This is a genomic window from Aquabacterium sp. (assembly GCF_016234775.1).
In the GTDB taxonomy this organism is placed as follows: Bacteria; Pseudomonadota; Gammaproteobacteria; order Burkholderiales; family Burkholderiaceae_C; genus Aquabacterium.
This window is the reverse complement of record NZ_JACRAH010000047.1, coordinates 18,948-35,364: the sequence shown is the minus strand read 5'-3', so window position 1 is coordinate 35,364 and position 16,417 is coordinate 18,948. Positions and strand designations below refer to the sequence as shown.

The 16,417-nt window shown below is 63.4% G+C and carries 15 protein-coding genes; 11 read left to right on the top strand and 4 right to left on the bottom strand.

Features of this window, described 5'->3' with window-relative positions; genetic code table 11:
• Window positions 1–13: 13 nt before the first annotated feature.
• The 5 genes from HY836_RS14545 to HY836_RS14525 all read left to right on the top strand — a co-directional run bounded on the left by HY836_RS14545 (window position 14) and on the right by HY836_RS14525 (window position 4,885).
• Window positions 14–1,594, top strand: coding sequence for a methyl-accepting chemotaxis protein (locus HY836_RS14545; protein WP_290677185.1), 1,581 nt, complete (start codon window positions 14–16; stop codon window positions 1,592–1,594).
• A 50-nt stretch (window positions 1,595–1,644) separates the two neighbouring features.
• The gene (gene dapF, locus HY836_RS14540; RefSeq protein ID WP_290677182.1) at window positions 1,645–2,508 is read left to right on the top strand and encodes a diaminopimelate epimerase; all 864 of its coding nucleotides are present in this window, start codon (window positions 1,645–1,647) and stop codon (window positions 2,506–2,508) included.
• Between the two features lie 20 nt (window positions 2,509–2,528).
• Window positions 2,529–3,209, top strand: coding sequence for a DUF484 family protein (locus tag HY836_RS14535; protein WP_290677180.1), 681 nt, complete (start codon window positions 2,529–2,531; stop codon window positions 3,207–3,209).
• A 67-nt stretch (window positions 3,210–3,276) separates the two neighbouring features.
• Window positions 3,277–3,804: a hypothetical protein gene (locus tag HY836_RS14530; protein WP_290677177.1), complete on the top strand. Its 528-nt coding sequence runs from the start codon at window positions 3,277–3,279 to the stop codon at window positions 3,802–3,804.
• A gap of 97 nt (window positions 3,805–3,901) precedes the next feature.
• Window positions 3,902–4,885: a tyrosine recombinase XerC gene (locus HY836_RS14525; RefSeq protein ID WP_290677174.1), complete on the top strand. Its 984-nt coding sequence runs from the start codon at window positions 3,902–3,904 to the stop codon at window positions 4,883–4,885.
• A 4-nt stretch (window positions 4,886–4,889) separates the two neighbouring features.
• On the opposite strand, the gene HY836_RS14520 is transcribed toward HY836_RS14525, so the two are convergent.
• Entirely contained in the window at window positions 4,890–6,539 is a 1,650-nt protein-coding gene (locus tag HY836_RS14520) for a PAS domain-containing sensor histidine kinase (RefSeq protein WP_290677172.1), read from the bottom strand.
• Window positions 6,540–6,835: 296 nt separating this feature from the next.
• On the opposite strand from HY836_RS14520, the gene HY836_RS14515 reads away from it, so the two are divergent.
• From HY836_RS14515 to HY836_RS14500, 4 genes are all read left to right on the top strand, one after another.
• Window positions 6,836–7,924 (top strand): AraC family transcriptional regulator, encoded by a 1,089-nt coding sequence (locus tag HY836_RS14515; RefSeq protein ID WP_290677169.1) that lies wholly within the window; start codon window positions 6,836–6,838, stop codon window positions 7,922–7,924.
• A 132-nt stretch (window positions 7,925–8,056) separates the two neighbouring features.
• A complete protein-coding gene (locus HY836_RS14510) occupies window positions 8,057–8,884 on the top strand; it encodes an HDOD domain-containing protein (protein WP_290677167.1) in 828 nt (275 codons plus the stop codon).
• Between the two features lie 108 nt (window positions 8,885–8,992).
• Window positions 8,993–9,988 (top strand): PEP-CTERM sorting domain-containing protein, encoded by a 996-nt coding sequence (locus tag HY836_RS14505; protein WP_290677165.1) that lies wholly within the window; start codon window positions 8,993–8,995, stop codon window positions 9,986–9,988.
• Window positions 9,989–10,098: 110 nt separating this feature from the next.
• The gene (locus HY836_RS14500) at window positions 10,099–12,012 is read left to right on the top strand and encodes an ATP-binding protein (RefSeq protein WP_290677162.1); all 1,914 of its coding nucleotides are present in this window, start codon (window positions 10,099–10,101) and stop codon (window positions 12,010–12,012) included.
• Between the two features lie 10 nt (window positions 12,013–12,022).
• Here HY836_RS14500 and HY836_RS14495 read toward each other — a convergent pair whose 3' ends face one another.
• The 3 genes from HY836_RS14495 to HY836_RS14485 all read right to left on the bottom strand — a co-directional run bounded on the left by HY836_RS14495 (window position 12,023) and on the right by HY836_RS14485 (window position 13,862).
• Complete coding sequence (locus tag HY836_RS14495; protein ID WP_290677159.1) at window positions 12,023–12,601, bottom strand: YceI family protein; 579 nt, start codon at window positions 12,599–12,601, stop codon at window positions 12,023–12,025.
• A gap of 63 nt (window positions 12,602–12,664) precedes the next feature.
• Window positions 12,665–13,192: a YceI family protein gene (locus HY836_RS14490; RefSeq protein ID WP_290677255.1), complete on the bottom strand. Its 528-nt coding sequence runs from the start codon at window positions 13,190–13,192 to the stop codon at window positions 12,665–12,667.
• Between the two features lie 106 nt (window positions 13,193–13,298).
• A complete protein-coding gene (locus HY836_RS14485) occupies window positions 13,299–13,862 on the bottom strand; it encodes a cytochrome b (RefSeq protein WP_290677156.1) in 564 nt (187 codons plus the stop codon).
• A 167-nt stretch (window positions 13,863–14,029) separates the two neighbouring features.
• Here HY836_RS14485 and HY836_RS14480 point away from each other — a divergent pair, with 167 nt between their 5' ends.
• Together HY836_RS14480 and HY836_RS14475 are read left to right on the top strand one after the other, a co-directional pair.
• The gene (locus HY836_RS14480; RefSeq protein ID WP_290677153.1) at window positions 14,030–15,217 is read left to right on the top strand and encodes a diguanylate cyclase; all 1,188 of its coding nucleotides are present in this window, start codon (window positions 14,030–14,032) and stop codon (window positions 15,215–15,217) included.
• Window positions 15,214–16,365, top strand: coding sequence for a diguanylate cyclase (locus tag HY836_RS14475; RefSeq protein ID WP_290677150.1), 1,152 nt, complete (start codon window positions 15,214–15,216; stop codon window positions 16,363–16,365). Before HY836_RS14480 ends, HY836_RS14475 begins: the two co-directional genes overlap by 4 nt.
• Window positions 16,366–16,417: the final 52 nt, after the last annotated feature.

Genomic DNA, 16,417 nt, shown 5'->3' with positions numbered 1-16,417 from the left:
GGAGTGGCAGTACATGGCGTGGATCACTTGGTTGCGCGGTTTTTCGATCCGGTCGCGCTTGCTGGCCTGCATGGCCCTGGTCGTGGGCATTGGTTGCAGTGTGGGCGGCGCCATGAGCTGGCAGCTGCTCTCGCTCAAGGGCGAACTGGACTCGTTTGCCAGTCAGGAATTCACCGCCACGCAGCGCATGACCACGCTCGCGCTGAACCTCAATGAACTGCGCGGCCGCGAGAAAACCACCATCATCGCCACGGGCGACTCGGTGACCGCAGCCGAACAGTTCAAGGCGTGGAAGGCCGCCCTGGCCACCACCATCCAGACCACCAAAGCCCTGGCCGAAGCCGCGCCCACGGCCGAGATCAAGCAACAGGCCACCGCCCTGGAAGGCAAGCTCAACAGCTATGGCAAGGGCCTGGAGCCCACGCTGGACCTGATCACCTCGGCGGCCATCACATCAGCAGCCGAGGCCTACCAGTCCAGCGAACCGGCACGCGCCGAAGCCGATGCCGTGGAAGCCATCACCGGCAAGCTCAACGCTGCCATCACGCAAGTGGCCGAGGCACGCCGCGCCAAGGCCGGCACAGCCGCCACCCACGCCATCATGTGGCTGTGGGGCCTGCTCATGTCGCCCGGCTTCGTGTTCCTGCCGCTCATGGGGCTGACCATCCTGTCGATCACCGCGCCCTTGCGTCGTGCCGAGGCCATCACCCAGTCCATCTCGCACGGTGACCTGACCCAGCACATCGATGTGAACGGCAAGGATGAAATCGGACGCCTGATGAGCTCGATGGCCCACATGCAGAACGGCCTGCGCGAGATGGTGGCCTCGGTGCGCGAATCGTCCGAAAGCATGCTGACGGCCTCCACCGAGATCGCGGCGGGCAACCAGGACCTCTCCCAACGCACCGAACAGACCGCCGCCAACCTGCAGGACACGGCCTCGTCCATGGACCAGCTCAGCAAGACGGTGGAGCACTCGGCCGAATCGGCCCACGTGGCCAACTCGCTGGCCGACACCGCCAGCCAGCGCGCCGAGCAAGGTGGCCAGGTGGTCGAAAGCGTGGTCTCGCAGATGCAGGACATCAGCGCCGCCGCCCGCCAGATTTCCGACATCATCGGCGTGATCGACGGCATCGCCTTCCAGACCAACATACTCGCGCTCAACGCCGCCGTGGAAGCCGCCCGAGCCGGTGAGCAAGGCCGCGGTTTTGCCGTGGTGGCGGGCGAAGTGCGTTCGCTGGCCAAGCGCAGCGCCGACGCCGCCAAAGAGATCAAGGGCCTGATCGGCCAGTCCACCGAACGCGTGGAAGTGGGCTCGCAGAAGGTGCGCGAGGCCGGCGAGGTCATGAACGAGATCGTGGATTCGATCCGCCGCGTGACCCAGGCCATGGGCGAGATTGCGGATGCCACCCGCCAGCAATCCCAGGGCATTGGCCAGGTCAGCCAGTCGGTGACGCAACTGGATCACATGACGCAGCAAAACGCCGCGCTGGTGGAACAGTCCGCCGCGGCGGCCGACAGCCTGCGCCAGCAAGCCATGGACCTGTCCAAATCGGTCCAGCGCTTCCATCTGGATGGCCACGCCGTCGCCTGATCGCACATTGGCCTGACAAGGCGGGCGCAAGCGGCGGATAATCCGCCTTTATGAAGCTGCGCTTTACCAAGATGCATGGCGCGGGCAACGACTTTGTCGTGCTCGACGCCACCCACGGCCCGCTGCCACTGAGCGAGGCCCAATACCGCTTTCTGGCCGACCGACGCTTTGGCATCGGGGCCGACCAGATCCTGATCGTCGAAAAGGGCGACCCCGCCAACGGGACGGACTTCACCTACCGGATCATGAACGCCGACGGCGGCGAGGTGGAACAGTGCGGCAATGGCGCGCGCTGCTTCGCCCGCTTCGTGTACGACACGGGCCTGACCGACAAGGAAACCATCCGCGTGCAGACCATGAAGGCCGTCATCGAGCCGCATCTGCAAGCTGATGGCCGCGTGACGGTGGACATGGGCGAGCCCTTCCTGATCCCCGAAGAGGTCCCCTTCAACCCCAACGGCCTGACACCGCGCATGGTCAATGGCTGCGAGCTGTGGCCCATCGAGCTGGCCAACCACCCGGTGGAAGTGGCCGTGGTGTCCATGGGCAACCCCCACGCCATGATGCGGGTCGACAGCGTCGAACACGCCCCGGTTGAAGAGCTCGGCCCCCAGATCGAAGGCCATGAGCGCTTCCCGCGCCGCGTGAACGCCGGCTTCATGGAAGTGGTCAGTCGCAAGCATGTGCGCCTGCGGGTGTTCGAGCGCGGCTCGGGCGAAACGCTGGCCTGTGGCTCGGGCGCCTGCGCCAATGTGGTGGCCGGCATCCGCCTGGGCTGGCTGGACCAGACCGTGGATGTGGACATGCCCGGCGGCCGCCTGACCATCAGCTGGGAAGGCCCCGGCACGCACGTGATGATGACCGGCCCGGCCGTCAAGGTTTTCGACGGCGAAATCGACGTGCCCGCACTCTGAACGAACACCCACACGAGAACATGACCTTGCAAGGCATCACCGAAGACGAGATCGTCAACTACCTGGTGCACACACCCGGTTTCTTCGAACGCAACGCCCAGGTGCTGGCCTCCATCCAGCTCACCAGCCCGCACGGCCAGCGCGCCGTCTCGCTGCAGGAGCGCCAGATGGAGATGCTGCGCGACAAGATCCGTGGCCTGGAGCGCCGGATCATGGACATGATCCGCAACGGCCAGGAAAACGAGGCCATCGCCGAGCGCCTGCACCGCTGGGTGCGCGCCGTGCTGCTGGCGCATGACGACACCACCCTGGCCGACGTCATGCTCGACCGCCTGCGCCACGAGTTCATGATCCCGCAAGCCGCCGTGCGCATCTGGGCCACGCCCAACCTGACGCTGCACGAAGGCCTGAGCGAGTTGGCCGTCACCCAGGCCATCAGCGATGACGCCCGCAGCTTTGCCGGCAGCCTGAACATGCCCTATTGCGGCCTGAACTCGGGCTTCGAAGCCAGCAAATGGCTGGAAGACAGCGCCAGCATCACCTCACTGGCCCTGATCCCCCTGCACCACCACGGCGAGTGCTTCGGCCTGCTCGTGCTGGGTTCGCCCGACCCGACGCGCTACAGCGCCGACATGGGCGTGGACTTCCTGCTGCAGGTGGGGGACATCGCGAGTGCCGCGCTCACCCGCCTGGTGGACTGAATCCCGCCACAAGTTGACACGGGAGTCGGTTAACATGACGAATCAGAATCAACTTTTCAGGGAAACCATGTCCAGTCGCTCGACCCTGGCTGCGCTGCTGCTTGCTGCGCTCACGTCCGTCTCCGCCCAGGCTGCCAGCCAGATCGATCAGGTCGCGCTGAACTGCTCGGACACCTTGAACATCGAGGGCGTCAGCGCCCTGAGCCTGCGTTGCGCGGGCAACTTCACGCTGTCCGGGCAAGGCACGCACGGCACCATCTCGGCGGATGAATCGCTGTCCATCTGGGCTGCGGGCAGCCTGGTCTTTGAAGATGTGTCACTGAACGCGCCGCTCATCACGCTCACATCGGACACCCGGGTATCGATTGACAGCGCGACGCTGCTCAATGGTGGCAGCGTCACCATTCAAGGCGGCGGTGATGTGCGAGAAATTGGCGCGGGAATTGGCGGAGTTGGTTCGGTCTCCCTCAGTGGCGGCGGCAACCTGGGCATCGGCAGCCCGTCTCCCGTGCCTGAGCCCAACACCGCCCTGCTGAGCCTGGCGGCCGTGGCACTGTTCGGCCTGGGCCGCCTGGCCCGATCGCGTTCACGCTGATCCCGTCTGCGGGCGTTTCGATCAACAATGGTGGGCCTGCACAGCCCATCAGATCGTGAACGCATCAGCCCCAAGCTCACCAACCGATAGCCTCGTCATGGATGGGTTGATCGACGGCCTGGTTGCACGCCATGTCGATCATCTGCGCGTGCAGCGCCGCCTGGCCGAGCGCACGCTGGCCATGTATGGCGATGCCTTCAAGCGCCTGCACGCCATGTGCGATCAACACAAGCTGGCCCTGCCTGATGTGCGCCCCCACCATGTGCGCGGGTGGACGGCCCGCTTGCATGCGCAAGGACTGGGACCGCGCAGCATCGCCATCACGCTGGCCGCCTGGCGCGGTCTGTTCAAGTGGTTGGGCCGCGAAGGCGTGGTGCAGGTCAACCCCGTTGACGGCATCAAACCGCCCAAGGCCGTCAAGCCCTTGCCCAAGGCGCTGTCGGTGGACCAGGCCGTGGCGCTGGCCAATCACCAGCCCGAAGCCGATGACACCGCCGCCTCACCCGCCGCCCAGACGCGCCGGGAGCACGAGGCCCCTTGGCTGCACGCACGTGACCACGCCATGATCGAACTGCTCTACAGCAGCGGCTTGCGCAGTGCCGAGCTGCTGGGCCTGGATGTGGCCGCGAGCAACGAAGCCAAGGGCTGGATCGACCTGCAGGCGGGCGAAGCCCATGTTTTGGGCAAAGGCAGCAAGTGGCGCATCGTGCCCGTGGGGCAAGCCGCCATGAAGGCGCTGGCCGCGTGGCTGGACATGCGCGCCGCGCTCACGCCACCGCAGTGCGAGGCCCTGTTCATCAGCCGCCTGGGCGGGCGCCTCACGCCCATGCAGTTGCGCAACCGGCTCAAGCAACTGGCCCAACAGGCCGGCCTGCCCACGCATGTGCACCCCCACATGCTGCGCCACAGCTTTGCCAGCCACCTGCTGCAATCGAGCAGCGATCTGCGTGCCGTGCAGGAGCTGCTGGGCCACGCCCACATCAGCACCACGCAGGTCTATACCAAGCTGGACTTCCAGCATCTGGCCAAGGTGTATGACGCGGCGCACCCGCGCGCCAAACGCCAGCGCGACAAACCGTGAGCGATCAGGCTGCTGTGCGCCGTGCGTGCCTGGCCATCAAGCCCATCAGCTCTTCGTACACATAGGGCTTGGTGATGTAGTCACGCATGCCCACGCTCAGACCACGCTCCTTGGCCTCGTCGAAGGCGTGGGCTGTCAGGCCCAGCACGGGCAGGCCAGGGTCCAGATCCCGCACCGTGGCCGTGGCCTGGTAGCCGTCCATCACCGGCATCTCGATGTCGCACAACAGCAGATCGAAGGCGCCCGGGCCCGCCTGCTTCACGGCATCCACCGCCTCCTGCCCGTTATCGACCATGGTCAGGTGCACACCCGCGTTGAGCAACAACTGCTCCATCAACAATTGGTTGACCTGATGGTCCTCGGCCACCAGCACCCGCATGCCACGCAGGCCGTAGGCGTCCCACGGACCCGGTTCGCCGTCTGTGTCGAGGTCAACGGCGCCGCCCACGGCAAGCAAAGGCAGGCACACCTCAAAGCGCGCGCCCTGCCCTGGCGCGCTGTGCACGTTGATGCGGCCCCCCATCAAATCCACCAGCCGCCTGCAGATCGACAGGCCCAGGCCGGTACCACCCACACGGCGCGTCGAACTGCCATCGCCTTGCACAAAGGGGTCGAACAGGCGCGCCATCAAGGCCGCGTCCATGCCCACACCGGTGTCCTGCACCGCCAGGTGCAAGCCGTCGCGATCAGCCTCCACCGTCAGGCGCACGTCACCCCGCTCGGTGAACTTCACCGCATTCGTCAGCAAGTTGATGAGGATCTGCCCCACCCGCAAGGCATCGGCGCGCCAGAGCTCGGGCACATCGACCATGCGCGCCACGTCCAGCCGCAGGCCCTTGTGGCGAGCCTGTTCACGAACCAGATCCAGTGCCTGCTCGATGCAGTGGCTCAGACGCATCTCGCCGACCTGCAACTCCAGCTTGCCGGCCTCGATCTTGGAGAAATCCAGAATGTCATTGATCAAGCCCAGCAGGTGCTGCCCGGCTTGCAGGATGTGCTTGAAATGCCCGGCCGACTCGTGTGCGTCAAAGCGCAAGGCGCCGATCTGCGCGAAGCCCAGCACGGCGTTGAGCGGCGTGCGGATCTCGTGACTCATGCTGGCCAGGAACTCGCTCTTGGCCTTGCTGGCCAGCTCGGCCGCGGCCTTGGCCTCCTTCAACTCGGTGATGTCCATGGCCAACACGACAAAACCGCGCACATGGCCGTCCACCACATCGGGCGTGTAACTGACCTGGGCGATCAGGCCCTGACGCTCGTGATGCTCGCCGGACATCTCACGGCCACTCAGGGCTGCTTCCACGAAAGGCAAAGTGCGTTGATAACCCTCTACAGAAAGCAGGTCACTCATGTGACGGCCGATGAGCTGATGTGCCTTGTGCCCCCAGTGGGTCTGCAAGCGGCGGTTGCAATACCGCAGGATGAGTTGGTCGTCCCAATAGGCCACGGCGCCAGGCATGCTGTCCAGGATGGTCTCGAAACGCTGCTCGGCGGGACGGGTCTGGAGCAACTTTGTCAGGCGCGCGTTCTCGGCCTGCTGGTCGCGCAGCGCGGCACGCAGTGCCAGCACCTCCGCAATCAGGGCCACCTGATCCACCGCAGGCGCCGGGGCACGCGCCTCGACAGCCAAAGCCGGATCAAGTTTCAACGCGGACAAGGCCCCCTGCGACATCACACTCCTCAAGGTTGACTGGCACGCGAATGGCCAGCATCACACACATTTCGTCACAACTGCAAGATACACCGGAGGCTTCGCGCGTGCCTGCCTGCTCAGTGAAATCCTGCCCCACAGCTTGCGGGGGGACGGCAGATATCGCCAGGGAGTCGTGCTCGTCCGAATTTCATATCCCTAGTTTGAAATAATGTCACGGTAGATGACAGATTTGAGGACACACATGTAACCCAGACCGACATAATGCTTTGTCAAATCGCGCGGGGAGCGTGGAACACATCATGAGCGTCAAAGCATCAGCCAAATCCATCTGGGACTTCAGGCGAGGCATTGCCACAGCCCGGGTCCTGTCCCAACTCGGTTCTGATCATGGCGTGAGCGTGGACAACATGCTGCGCCACACCGGCATCACACGAGCTCTGCTGGACGATCCCAAGGGCGAGATCGAAGCCCATCAGGAAGTGCAACTGTGTCGCAACCTGATCAATGCCCTGCCGCACATCCCGACCCTGGGCTTGCAAGCAGGCTCGCGCTACCACGTCACCACCTATGGCCTGTGGGGCTATGCGGTGATGAGCAGCCCGACGCTCGGATCGGGCATCAGCATGGCCTCGCGCATGCTGAACCTGACCTTTTCGCTGACGATCAACGAGGTCGAGCAGATTGGCGAGCTGATCCAGTCCTCCTTCCACAGCGACCACCTGCCCCCGGATGTGCGCCAGTTCATCCTGGACCGCGACCGCGCCGCCGTGATCACCCTGCAGCGCGAAATCCTGGGCCATCCCCTGCCCTTCCGCGCCATCCACATGCGCCGCCCCGAGCCTTCGCCCGAGATGGTGGAGGCCTACACCAATCTGTTTGGCATCCGCCCACTGTTCAGCCAGGCACGCGACTGCGCCCTGTTCGACACCTCGCTGATGCACGAGCGCCTGCCCCAGGCTGACCCGCACACGGCCGCCTTGTGCGAACAGATGTGCCGCAAGCTCGTGGACGCCCGCAAGACACGCACCGGCGTGGCGGCTGCCGTGCGCGACCGCCTGATGCGCACACCCGGCCACATTCCCGACATGGAAGAGATCGCGGCGGAGATGAAGATCACCTCACGCACGCTGCGTCGCCACCTCACGGCCGAAGGTGCCACCTTCCGCGCCTTGCTGGAAGAAGTGCGCTCCACCCTGGCAGAAGAGCTCATGGCCTCGGCCAGCCTGACGCACGGGGAAATCGCCGAGCGCCTGGGCTACGCGGATGTGACCACCTTCATCGAAGCCTTCCGCCGCTGGAAGGGCATGCCGCCCAGCGAGTTCCGCCGCACCAATGGCCTGACCTCGCAGGCGGCCCGGATCCCACGTCGGCGTTTCGTGACGCGCTGAATCCTGCAGTGACGCCTGCGGTGATTTTTCACGGGAAAAGGCCGGAAAGCCTCGCCTAAACAAGGCACTTCCGCTTTTCCCACGGGGCGCAAAAGCCTAGACTGATCTCGCACCATAGGATGAGAGTCAGTCATGAGCATCGCCCCCCAGCTTCGCAACCTCAACATCGACCTGCCGGCCTGCCCCAGCACGCTGGTCAAACTGTCCTTGCTGATGGCAGAAGAGGACAGCTCGATCGACCAGCTCGCTGCGTTGATCGAAACCGACATGGCCTTGTCCTCGGCCGTGGTCCGCACCGTGAACTCGGCCTTGTTCGGCCTGCTCAAACGGGTCGAGACCGTGCACGAGGGCATCCGCTATCTGGGCATGGCCCAGGTGGCCGGCCTCACGTATGAAATCGGCCTGCGTGGCGCCTTCCCGCCCAGCCCGCTGCTGCAAAAGATCTGGGACCGCGCCGGTATCCGTGGCCTGGCCATGGGCCGCATCGCCCGCCAGCTGGATGTGGACCCCTGGCAGGCCCACACCGCTGGCCTGTTCGCCGAAACCGGCCGCGCTGTGCTGTATGCCTACGATCGCCAGCGCTACCAGGAGCTCAACGACCAGAGCGACGAGTCCCTGCTGTGCGCCGCTGAAATCGAAGCCTTTGGCGTGAGCCATTCGGCCCTGGGCGCCGCCCTGTGCCAGTCGTGGGGCCTGCACCGCGACGTGTCCGACAGTGTGCGCGCACGCCCCAACTCGCCAGAGCAATGGCCACAGGAGCGCCCTGCCGTGCAAAAGCTGCTGACCATCGGTGCCGCCGTGGATGCCCTGCTGCTCAACCCGACCAGCGGAGACAACCCTGACGAGGTCTGGCACGAACTGGAGCCTGTCGCTCACCAGGTCGGCCTGCACTTCCAGGCTTTCCAACTGGCCACCATGCGCGTGTGCGAACGGCTGAACATCCCGCAGGGCGACGCCTGAACATTCTGTTGCATTAACCCCTTGATATCGGGTTGACACGAAGCCCCCTGCATCATCAGGATGAAGCGTTAATCGTCAAGCCCAATACAAACTTCAAGGGGAACCAGCATGTCGACTGTCTATTTCGCTCCGCGCATGGCGCTCAAGCCATTCTTGATCGCCCTCTCAGTTGCGTTGCCTGTTTGCGCCCAGGCGAATGTGGCAGCCACGGCCAACGCCCAGATCACCGGCCTCACATACCGTCTTGTTGACCTGGACACCAACGATGGCATTGCGCCCACCATCACGTTCAACAACCAGATCAACACGTTTTTAAATCATACGAATTACTACTTGCCCGACGGCTACGCCAGTGCTTATGACGCAAGCGCCCCCTATACCGGCTTGCTTCCCGATACCGCCCTCAACACCTCACTCATATCCGAGTCAGCCACGGCGACTTCTCAGGGCTTCTTGGCCTCGGCTTCAGCATCGACCAACGAGGCATTTGCCAACATCGATCCAGCTAACCGCCGTTACGAGAACTTCTCGGTGCGCTCTGAATCAAGTTTGAGCGTCAATCCAGGCCTGTACGACGACCTGGGCAACCCGATATCGATCACATTGAGTGCCAACACGGCACTGTTCATTTCCGGTGTGGCCACTGTAAAGGGGCAGTTTGACAAGGACGCTTTTGTGGCTCAGGCAGCCGCCATGCCAGGTTTGAATGATGCGTACGTGTGGGACTACGACATGATGGGAGCCAGTGCCGGGCTTGACCTGGGCACGCAGTCCTTTGAAACCGATGAATACGGCAATGTCTTTGCAACGACGATCAATTCTTCGTCATCGCAATTGACACACGCCTACGGAGAAACAAACTTTGAACGGACCAAGTCGCTCAACGTACAGTTTGCCAACCTGACGGGCTCTGATGTATCGGTCGTTCTGGGTGTTCACACATCCGCCTATGCGCGTCTCGAGGGCAGCCTGGATTTTCGTGATGTCAACATCGACCCTAATCCACCCGTTACGCCACCATCTATCCCAGAGCCAGGCACTTACCTTCTGATGGGCCTGGGGCTGGCAGGTATCGGTCTTGCTCGGCGACGCACAAGCGTCTAAGCCCACTGGCGGCAGAGGCTTGATGTTCCCGCCCCGGCTTTAGCCGGGGTTTTTCTTTTGTTGTCTCACAATCTCTCAAGTCCCGTGCAACAGGCGACGATAAAAGCCGAATGCGTTTCAACTGCCAAGCCTTGATGCTGCCCGATCCCGATCAGGCGCGCGTCTCGCCCGACGATCCGGAACTCAACCGCTTGATCCGGGCAGAGCGAATCCGCATGTTGTTTGCGGCCACGCTGCCAGTGGCCGTGTTCAGCGCCTTGTTTGCCACTGCCTTGAGTTTTGTCGTTGCCCAACAGGTTGGCCGAGACAAGGCCATGATCTGGGCAGGCCTGAGCGTGCTGATCGCCGTGCTGCGGGTGATCCACCTGAGCAGTTATGTCGGCTCACGCAACCGGGCCAGCGCTTACTGGCTCAAGAGCCTCAACGTGGCCTGCGGCATACATGGGCTGATCTGGGGGCTGGCAGGCGTGTTCATGCCCGTGCAGGACCTGATCACCACGGTGGTCGTGGTGGCCACGCTGGTGGGGGCCTGCTGCGTGTGCTCCTTCACGCTGCAGGCCGACATCAAGCCCAATGCGCTGATGAACATCCCCATCCTGCTGCCGGCAGCACTGATGTTGTTCACCCGTCAGGATGCCTACGGCACGTTTGGCGGCTTCGGGCTGCTGGCGCTGCTCGGGCTCATGATGTTCGAGAGCCGGCGCAGCGAGCGCCGCATCACCGAACTGCTGTGGCTGCGCTTCACCACGGACCGCATCGCCCGAGAAAGGGCGGAGGCACTCAAGCTCGCGCAGCGCCACAGTGCCGTCAAGGACCAGTTCCTGGCCACCATGAGCCACGAAATGCGCACGCCGCTGCACGGCATCCTGGGCCTGGCACGCCTGGTTCACAACCGCCTGCCTGCCAAGCCGGGTGTACTGGCCGACTCCCGCCAGCAGATCGAGCTGATCGAACGCACGGGCGAGCACCTGCTGGGCATCATCAACGACGTGCTGGATTTCTCACGCATTGAAGCCGGCAAGCTGCAGATCAGCACCTCGTCCTTCGAGCTGCTGGGCGTCATCCACGACGTGCTGTCGGTGCTGAAGATCACCGCCACGGAAAAGGGCCTGAAGCTGCGCACGACGCTGGACCTGCCCGCGCCCTGCTGGGTCAAGGGGGATGCCGCCAGGCTGCGCCAGGTGCTGCACAACCTGGTGGGCAACGCCATCAAGTTCACCGACAGCGGCGAGGTGCGTGTGCACGTCTCGCGCCAGGACGATGGCCTCATCCAATTCAAGATCGAAGACACCGGCGTGGGCATCTCGCCCCAGCACCTGCCGCTGATTTTCGAAGCCTTCCACCAGGTGGACGGCAGCTTTGGGCGCAAGCACAAAGGCACGGGCCTGGGGCTGACCATCTCACGCGAGATCGCGCGGGCCATGGGGGGCGACATCGTGTGCACGAGCGCACTCGACAAAGGCTCGATCTTCACGATGACGGTGCCCCTGTCCGCCACGCAGGTGGAAAAGGTCGACCTCGATCTCAGCGACCAGCAGGCGGCCGAAATCGGCCCGCAGGCCCCCCAGGTCATCACCACGGCGGCCAACAAGGGTGGCCATGTGCTGCTGGCCGAAGACAACCCGGTCAACGCCATCGTGGCCGAAGCCACCCTGGCCAACCTGGGCGTACAGGTCACCCGGGTTGAAAACGGCCTGGAGGCATTGGCCGAGCTGGAACGCGCCGACCACCCCTACGACGTGGTGCTGATGGATTGCCAGATGCCCGAACTAGATGGCATCGAGGCCACGCGCCGCTTGCGCACCTGGGAGCACAACCACGGACGCCAGCCCGTGCCCGTGGTCGCCCTGACAGCCAACGCCATGAACAGTGACCGCGAACGCTGCCTGGCCGCCGGCATGAACGAACACCTGGCCAAGCCCTTCAGGCAGGACGAGTTGCGCACGGTGCTGTTGCGACACCTGCGTGGGGCACCACAGCGCCCTCAGCCACAGGCATCCAGCCAGGCCCGCGACCCGGCCTGATCCCGCTTGCTTACTGCTTGATCGCTTCCAGCGAGATCGTGATGGTCACGTCGTCGCCCACCAGCGGGGCGTACTTGCCGGCATTGAACTCCGTGCGCTTGATCTGAGTGCTGGCGTTGGCGCCGATGGCGTCACGCTTGGCCATGGGGTGCTCCATATTGCTGAAGTGGCTGACCTTCAGGGTCACGGGCTTGGTGATGCCCTTGATGGTCAGCTGGCCTTCGATGGTGGCGGGCTTGTCACCCTCGAACACGACCTTGGTCGACTTGAAGGTGGCCGTGGGGAACTTCTCTGTGTCCAGGAAGTCGGCGCCCTGGATGTGGCCATTGAACAGGCTGGAGCCAGTGTCCACGGACTTCATGTCGATGGTGACGTCCACCGAACCGGTCTTGGCCGCCTTGTCGTACACCACGGTGCCGCTGGTCTTGCTGAACTTGCTGATCTGCGTCGACAGGCCCATGTGGTTGTACGAGAAGTTGGCGTAGGTGTGATTGGGCTCGACACCATAGGTCTCGGGTGCGGCCAAGGCCGAGGTAGCGAAAGCGAAGGCCAGCGAGGTGGCGGCAAAAAGTTGGGTCAGTTGCTTCATGGTGCGATTCCTTGGGGGTTCGGGTTCAGTGGGTCGGGTGGGGAAAAAGAAAGGGGAGATCGCTCACAGCGCAGGCACGCCCTGCAGCACGAGCTTGAACTTGACTTGCACGTCGTTGGCCACGATGGAGGTATCGGCCCATTCGCCGTCCCCCACCTTGAAGTCCAGGCGCTTGAGGGTGAAACCACCCGTGGCGGTGCTCAGGCCGGCGGCCTGGCTCAACTGCAGGGGCACGACCAGATCGCGGGCATTGCCCTTGATGGTCAGCTTGCCAACCACCTCGAAACGCCCTGCGCCCAGCGCCTTGATGGCCGAGGACTGGAAGGTGGCCTTCGGGAACTTGACGGTATTGAACCAGTCCGGCTTGACCAGCTCGGCGTTGGCGTCAGCGTTGACCGCCACGCTGCCCAGGTCCACCGTGAAAGCAATCTTGCTGGTCTGCGGCGATCTGGGGTCAAACGCGGACTGTGCCGAGAAGGACTTGAACTTGCCGTCCAGCGGCACGCCCAACTGCCTGGCCACGAAGCTGACCTCACTTTGGGCGGGCACCAAAGCCTGATCAGCCGCCAACGCGGGCTGGACGAGCGCCATGCCGGTGAATGCGAGGGCACTCAGCAGGCCCGGCGAGGCTGGGCGATTCAACAGTGCAAACATGGTGGGACCTTTCTGTCCGGTCTGAATGGAGGTGGCGGTGTGATCAACGGCCGGGACGCATGCGGTCCAGCAGGCCATCTTTGTCGATGAACTGATGCTTGAGCGCGGCGGCCACGTGCAGGCCAACCAGCCCCATCAGCGCGAAAGCAGCCGCACCGTGCGCTTCTTCCAGCACCTCGGCCAGCTCCTTGTTGGGGGTGACCAGATCAGGCAGAGGCAACACCCCGAACCACACGATGGGATAGCCCTTGGCCGAGCTGTAGGCCCAGCCCAGCAGCGGCACCACGAAGAACAGCAGGTACATCAGGTGGTGGGTGCCGTGGTGGGCAATGCGTTGCCAGCCAGGCATGGCCTGCTCGATGGCGCCGGGCAAGGCGGGAGGACGATGCGTGATGCGCCACACCAGGCGCAAGGCCGACAAGGCCAGGATGCCCACCCCGGCCCACTTGTGCCAGTTGATGAGCTTGACCTTGCTGGGGCTCAGGGGCATGTCTTCCACAGTCAACCCCACCACGAAGGCGATGACGATGGCCAGCGCCAGCACCCAGTGAAAGAGCATGGCCACGGCACCATATCGCTGGATGGGGGTGTTTTGTCCGGTTTTCATGAGGATTGGCTCCTGTCACATGGCGCAATAGTGAGATGGTGGCTGAACTGTGCATCAAGGTGGCTGAAGCCGCTTGATGCATCAGTTCAAAAATTTCGAATGAACAATAAAACCCTCAAGGTCTGAGGGCATCACGCCGAAAGCCCCATTGATGCCGTGACACGAACATGTACGCACCCCTGATTTCCCGCCTCAACGACCTGCTGTTGACCACAGACCGCAAACAGCGCCTGCGCATCACGCGCTCGCTGATGGCGGCCAATGTGTTCATCGCATGCTGCTTCCTGCAGGTCTATGCGTGGTGGGTGGGTTACATGGAGGCGGAAGACGTCAAACGCCTGAGCGGCGTCATCCTGGTCAACATCGTGGTCTGGTACCTGGTGCTGCGCACGGGCCTGAACATGCGCTTCGATGACCCGGCCATGACCCTGCCACAGATCCTGTCGGCGTTGACCATCATCGTGGGCGCATACTCGGTCACCGGGCCGGTCCATGGCTCGACCATGATGCTGCTGGCCCTGGTGCTGGTGTTCGGCATCTTCAACATGAAGCAACGCGGCGCCATCATCGCCGGCGGCTACACGGTGGTGCTGATGGGCATTGCCATTCTGATCAAGATACGCACAGACCCGATCAACTACCCGTTCAAGCTGGAAATTGCGCATTTCGTGCTGACTGCCGCCATCGTGCCGACGATCTCCGGCCTGGCCGCGCAACTGTCCAGCCTGCGCTCCAAACTGCAGGCCCAGAAGGACGAACTGGCCAATGCCCTGGTGCGCATCCAGGTGCTGGCCACGCGCGACGAGCTCACCGGCTTGTTCAACCGCCGCCACATGATGGACGTGCTCGGGCAGCATCGCAAACGCCTGGAACGCTCGGGCTACCACCGCTTCTGCCTGGCCCTGCTGGACATCGACCACTTCAAGCGCATCAACGACACCTATGGCCACGCCGTCGGCGACGAGGTGCTGCGCAACTTCGCCAAGGTGGTTCAAAGCGGCCTGCGCGACACCGACGTCCTGGCACGCTGGGGTGGCGAAGAGTTTCTGGTGCTGCTCAATGACACCTCGCCCGAAATGGCCAACGTGGGTCTGGAACGCGCCCGCATGCTGCTGGCCGAAGCCACCTTGGTGCCTTCCTTGCCCGATCTGAGGCCCACTTTCTCTGCCGGTCTGACCGCCTACAACATGTCGGAAGCCCTGGATGTCTGCATTGAACGTGCGGACCGAGCGCTGTATAAGGCCAAGGATGGAGGGAGAAATTGCACGGTCATTCGAATGAGCGCGATGTCTGGCGAAGTCACGGACAAAAAAGCGTCACCCAGTTCTCCAGAACCGAGCGCGCTACAAAGATGAGCAAACTCGGCGACCTCATCTTCGGTCAGGATCCCAAGGTTCGCGCGCGCGTCACGATGACGCTGCTGGCCGTTTATGGTTACGCGGCCAGCACCGCCGTGCTCCTTTATCTGGTCAACACCAACCTGGTTGCAGCGCATGCTGCCATTCCCTTGGTGATCTTCATGTGGACAGGCGTCCCCATCTTTTATCTGCTCGTGCGCACCGGCATGTCCAATCGCCTGGGCAGCCCTGGCATGGACCTGCCGCAGTGCATGTTTGCCATGGCCTCCATCCTGATGGCCTACGTGATCGTGGGCCCCATGCGCAACGCCGTGTTGGTGTTGATTGCCCTGGTGATGGTGTTCAGCATGATCACGCTGTCGCCCAGGCAGGTACGTATCCTGGGTGTGAGCACCCTGTCATGCCTCGGTCTGGCCATGGCCTGGCTGATCATGCGCGAGCCCGAGCGCATTGACGCTCGCATCGAAATCATCAAGTTCGTCCTGGCGGGCAGCACGCTGCCTGTCCTGTCTGCGGTGGCCACCCACGTGGCCAAACTGCGCACCAGGCTCGTTGAACAAAAGCAGGAACTGCAGCACGCCTTGTCGATGCTGCATGAAGTTGCCACGCGGGATGAATTGACCGGCCTGTACAACCGCCGCCACATGATGCAGTTGATGGAGCAGCAGGTAAAGCGCCAGCACCGCAGTGGCGAGGGCTTCTGTCTGGCCCTGATCGACCTGGATCATTTCAAGCAGGTCAATGACCACTTCGGCCACCAGACCGGCGACATGGTGCTCAAGGCCTTCGCCGACGCGGTGGGCAAGGAGTTGCGCCAGACCGACGTACTGGCACGCTGGGGTGGCGAAGAGTTTCTGCTGATGCTGACGGCACCCGATCCGGGTCTGCAGGGCGCGCAGGCGTCACTGGCGCGCTTTCAGACGGCCTTGCGTCAGCTGGTGGTCGGAAACGGCATCCGCGTCACCTTCTCGGCAGGCTTGACCGAACACCCCATTGGTGAGCCCCTGCACGAAACCCTGGAGCGCGCCGATCATGGGCTGTATGCCGCCAAGGCCAATGGGCGCGACCGGGTCGAGCTGGTGTGGCCCCACAAGGACCAAAGTCATCCGAAAGGCGCATCGCTGGCTCAGGACGACCAAGTGTGAGACAGTGCGGTCATTGAGCCGCCATCACACCACCGCCGGTTCAATGCAGTGG

Excerpts from the sequence above, each read along its gene's own strand:
- HY836_RS14530 (WP_290677177.1), top strand. The coding sequence starts at position 3,277 with ATGTCCAGTCGCTCGACCCTGGCTGCGCTGCTGCTTGCTGCGCTCACG.
- HY836_RS14535 (WP_290677180.1), top strand. The coding sequence starts at position 2,529 with ATGACCTTGCAAGGCATCACCGAAGACGAGATCGTCAACTACCTGGTG.
- HY836_RS14525 (WP_290677174.1), top strand. The coding sequence starts at position 3,902 with ATGGATGGGTTGATCGACGGCCTGGTTGCACGCCATGTCGATCATCTG.
- HY836_RS14475 (WP_290677150.1), top strand. The coding sequence starts at position 15,214 with ATGAGCAAACTCGGCGACCTCATCTTCGGTCAGGATCCCAAGGTTCGC.
- HY836_RS14505 (WP_290677165.1), top strand. The coding sequence starts at position 8,993 with ATGTCGACTGTCTATTTCGCTCCGCGCATGGCGCTCAAGCCATTCTTG.
- HY836_RS14495 (WP_290677159.1), bottom strand. The coding sequence starts at position 12,601 with ATGAAGCAACTGACCCAACTTTTTGCCGCCACCTCGCTGGCCTTCGCT.
- HY836_RS14500 (WP_290677162.1), top strand. The coding sequence starts at position 10,099 with ATGCGTTTCAACTGCCAAGCCTTGATGCTGCCCGATCCCGATCAGGCG.
- HY836_RS14510 (WP_290677167.1), top strand. The coding sequence starts at position 8,057 with ATGAGCATCGCCCCCCAGCTTCGCAACCTCAACATCGACCTGCCGGCC.
- dapF (WP_290677182.1), top strand. The coding sequence starts at position 1,645 with ATGAAGCTGCGCTTTACCAAGATGCATGGCGCGGGCAACGACTTTGTC.
- HY836_RS14485 (WP_290677156.1), bottom strand. The coding sequence starts at position 13,862 with ATGAAAACCGGACAAAACACCCCCATCCAGCGATATGGTGCCGTGGCC.
- HY836_RS14490 (WP_290677255.1), bottom strand. The coding sequence starts at position 13,192 with ATGGCGCTCGTCCAGCCCGCGTTGGCGGCTGATCAGGCTTTGGTGCCC.
- HY836_RS14515 (WP_290677169.1), top strand. The coding sequence starts at position 6,836 with ATGAGCGTCAAAGCATCAGCCAAATCCATCTGGGACTTCAGGCGAGGC.
- HY836_RS14545 (WP_290677185.1), top strand. The coding sequence starts at position 14 with ATGGCGTGGATCACTTGGTTGCGCGGTTTTTCGATCCGGTCGCGCTTG.
- HY836_RS14480 (WP_290677153.1), top strand. The coding sequence starts at position 14,030 with ATGTACGCACCCCTGATTTCCCGCCTCAACGACCTGCTGTTGACCACA.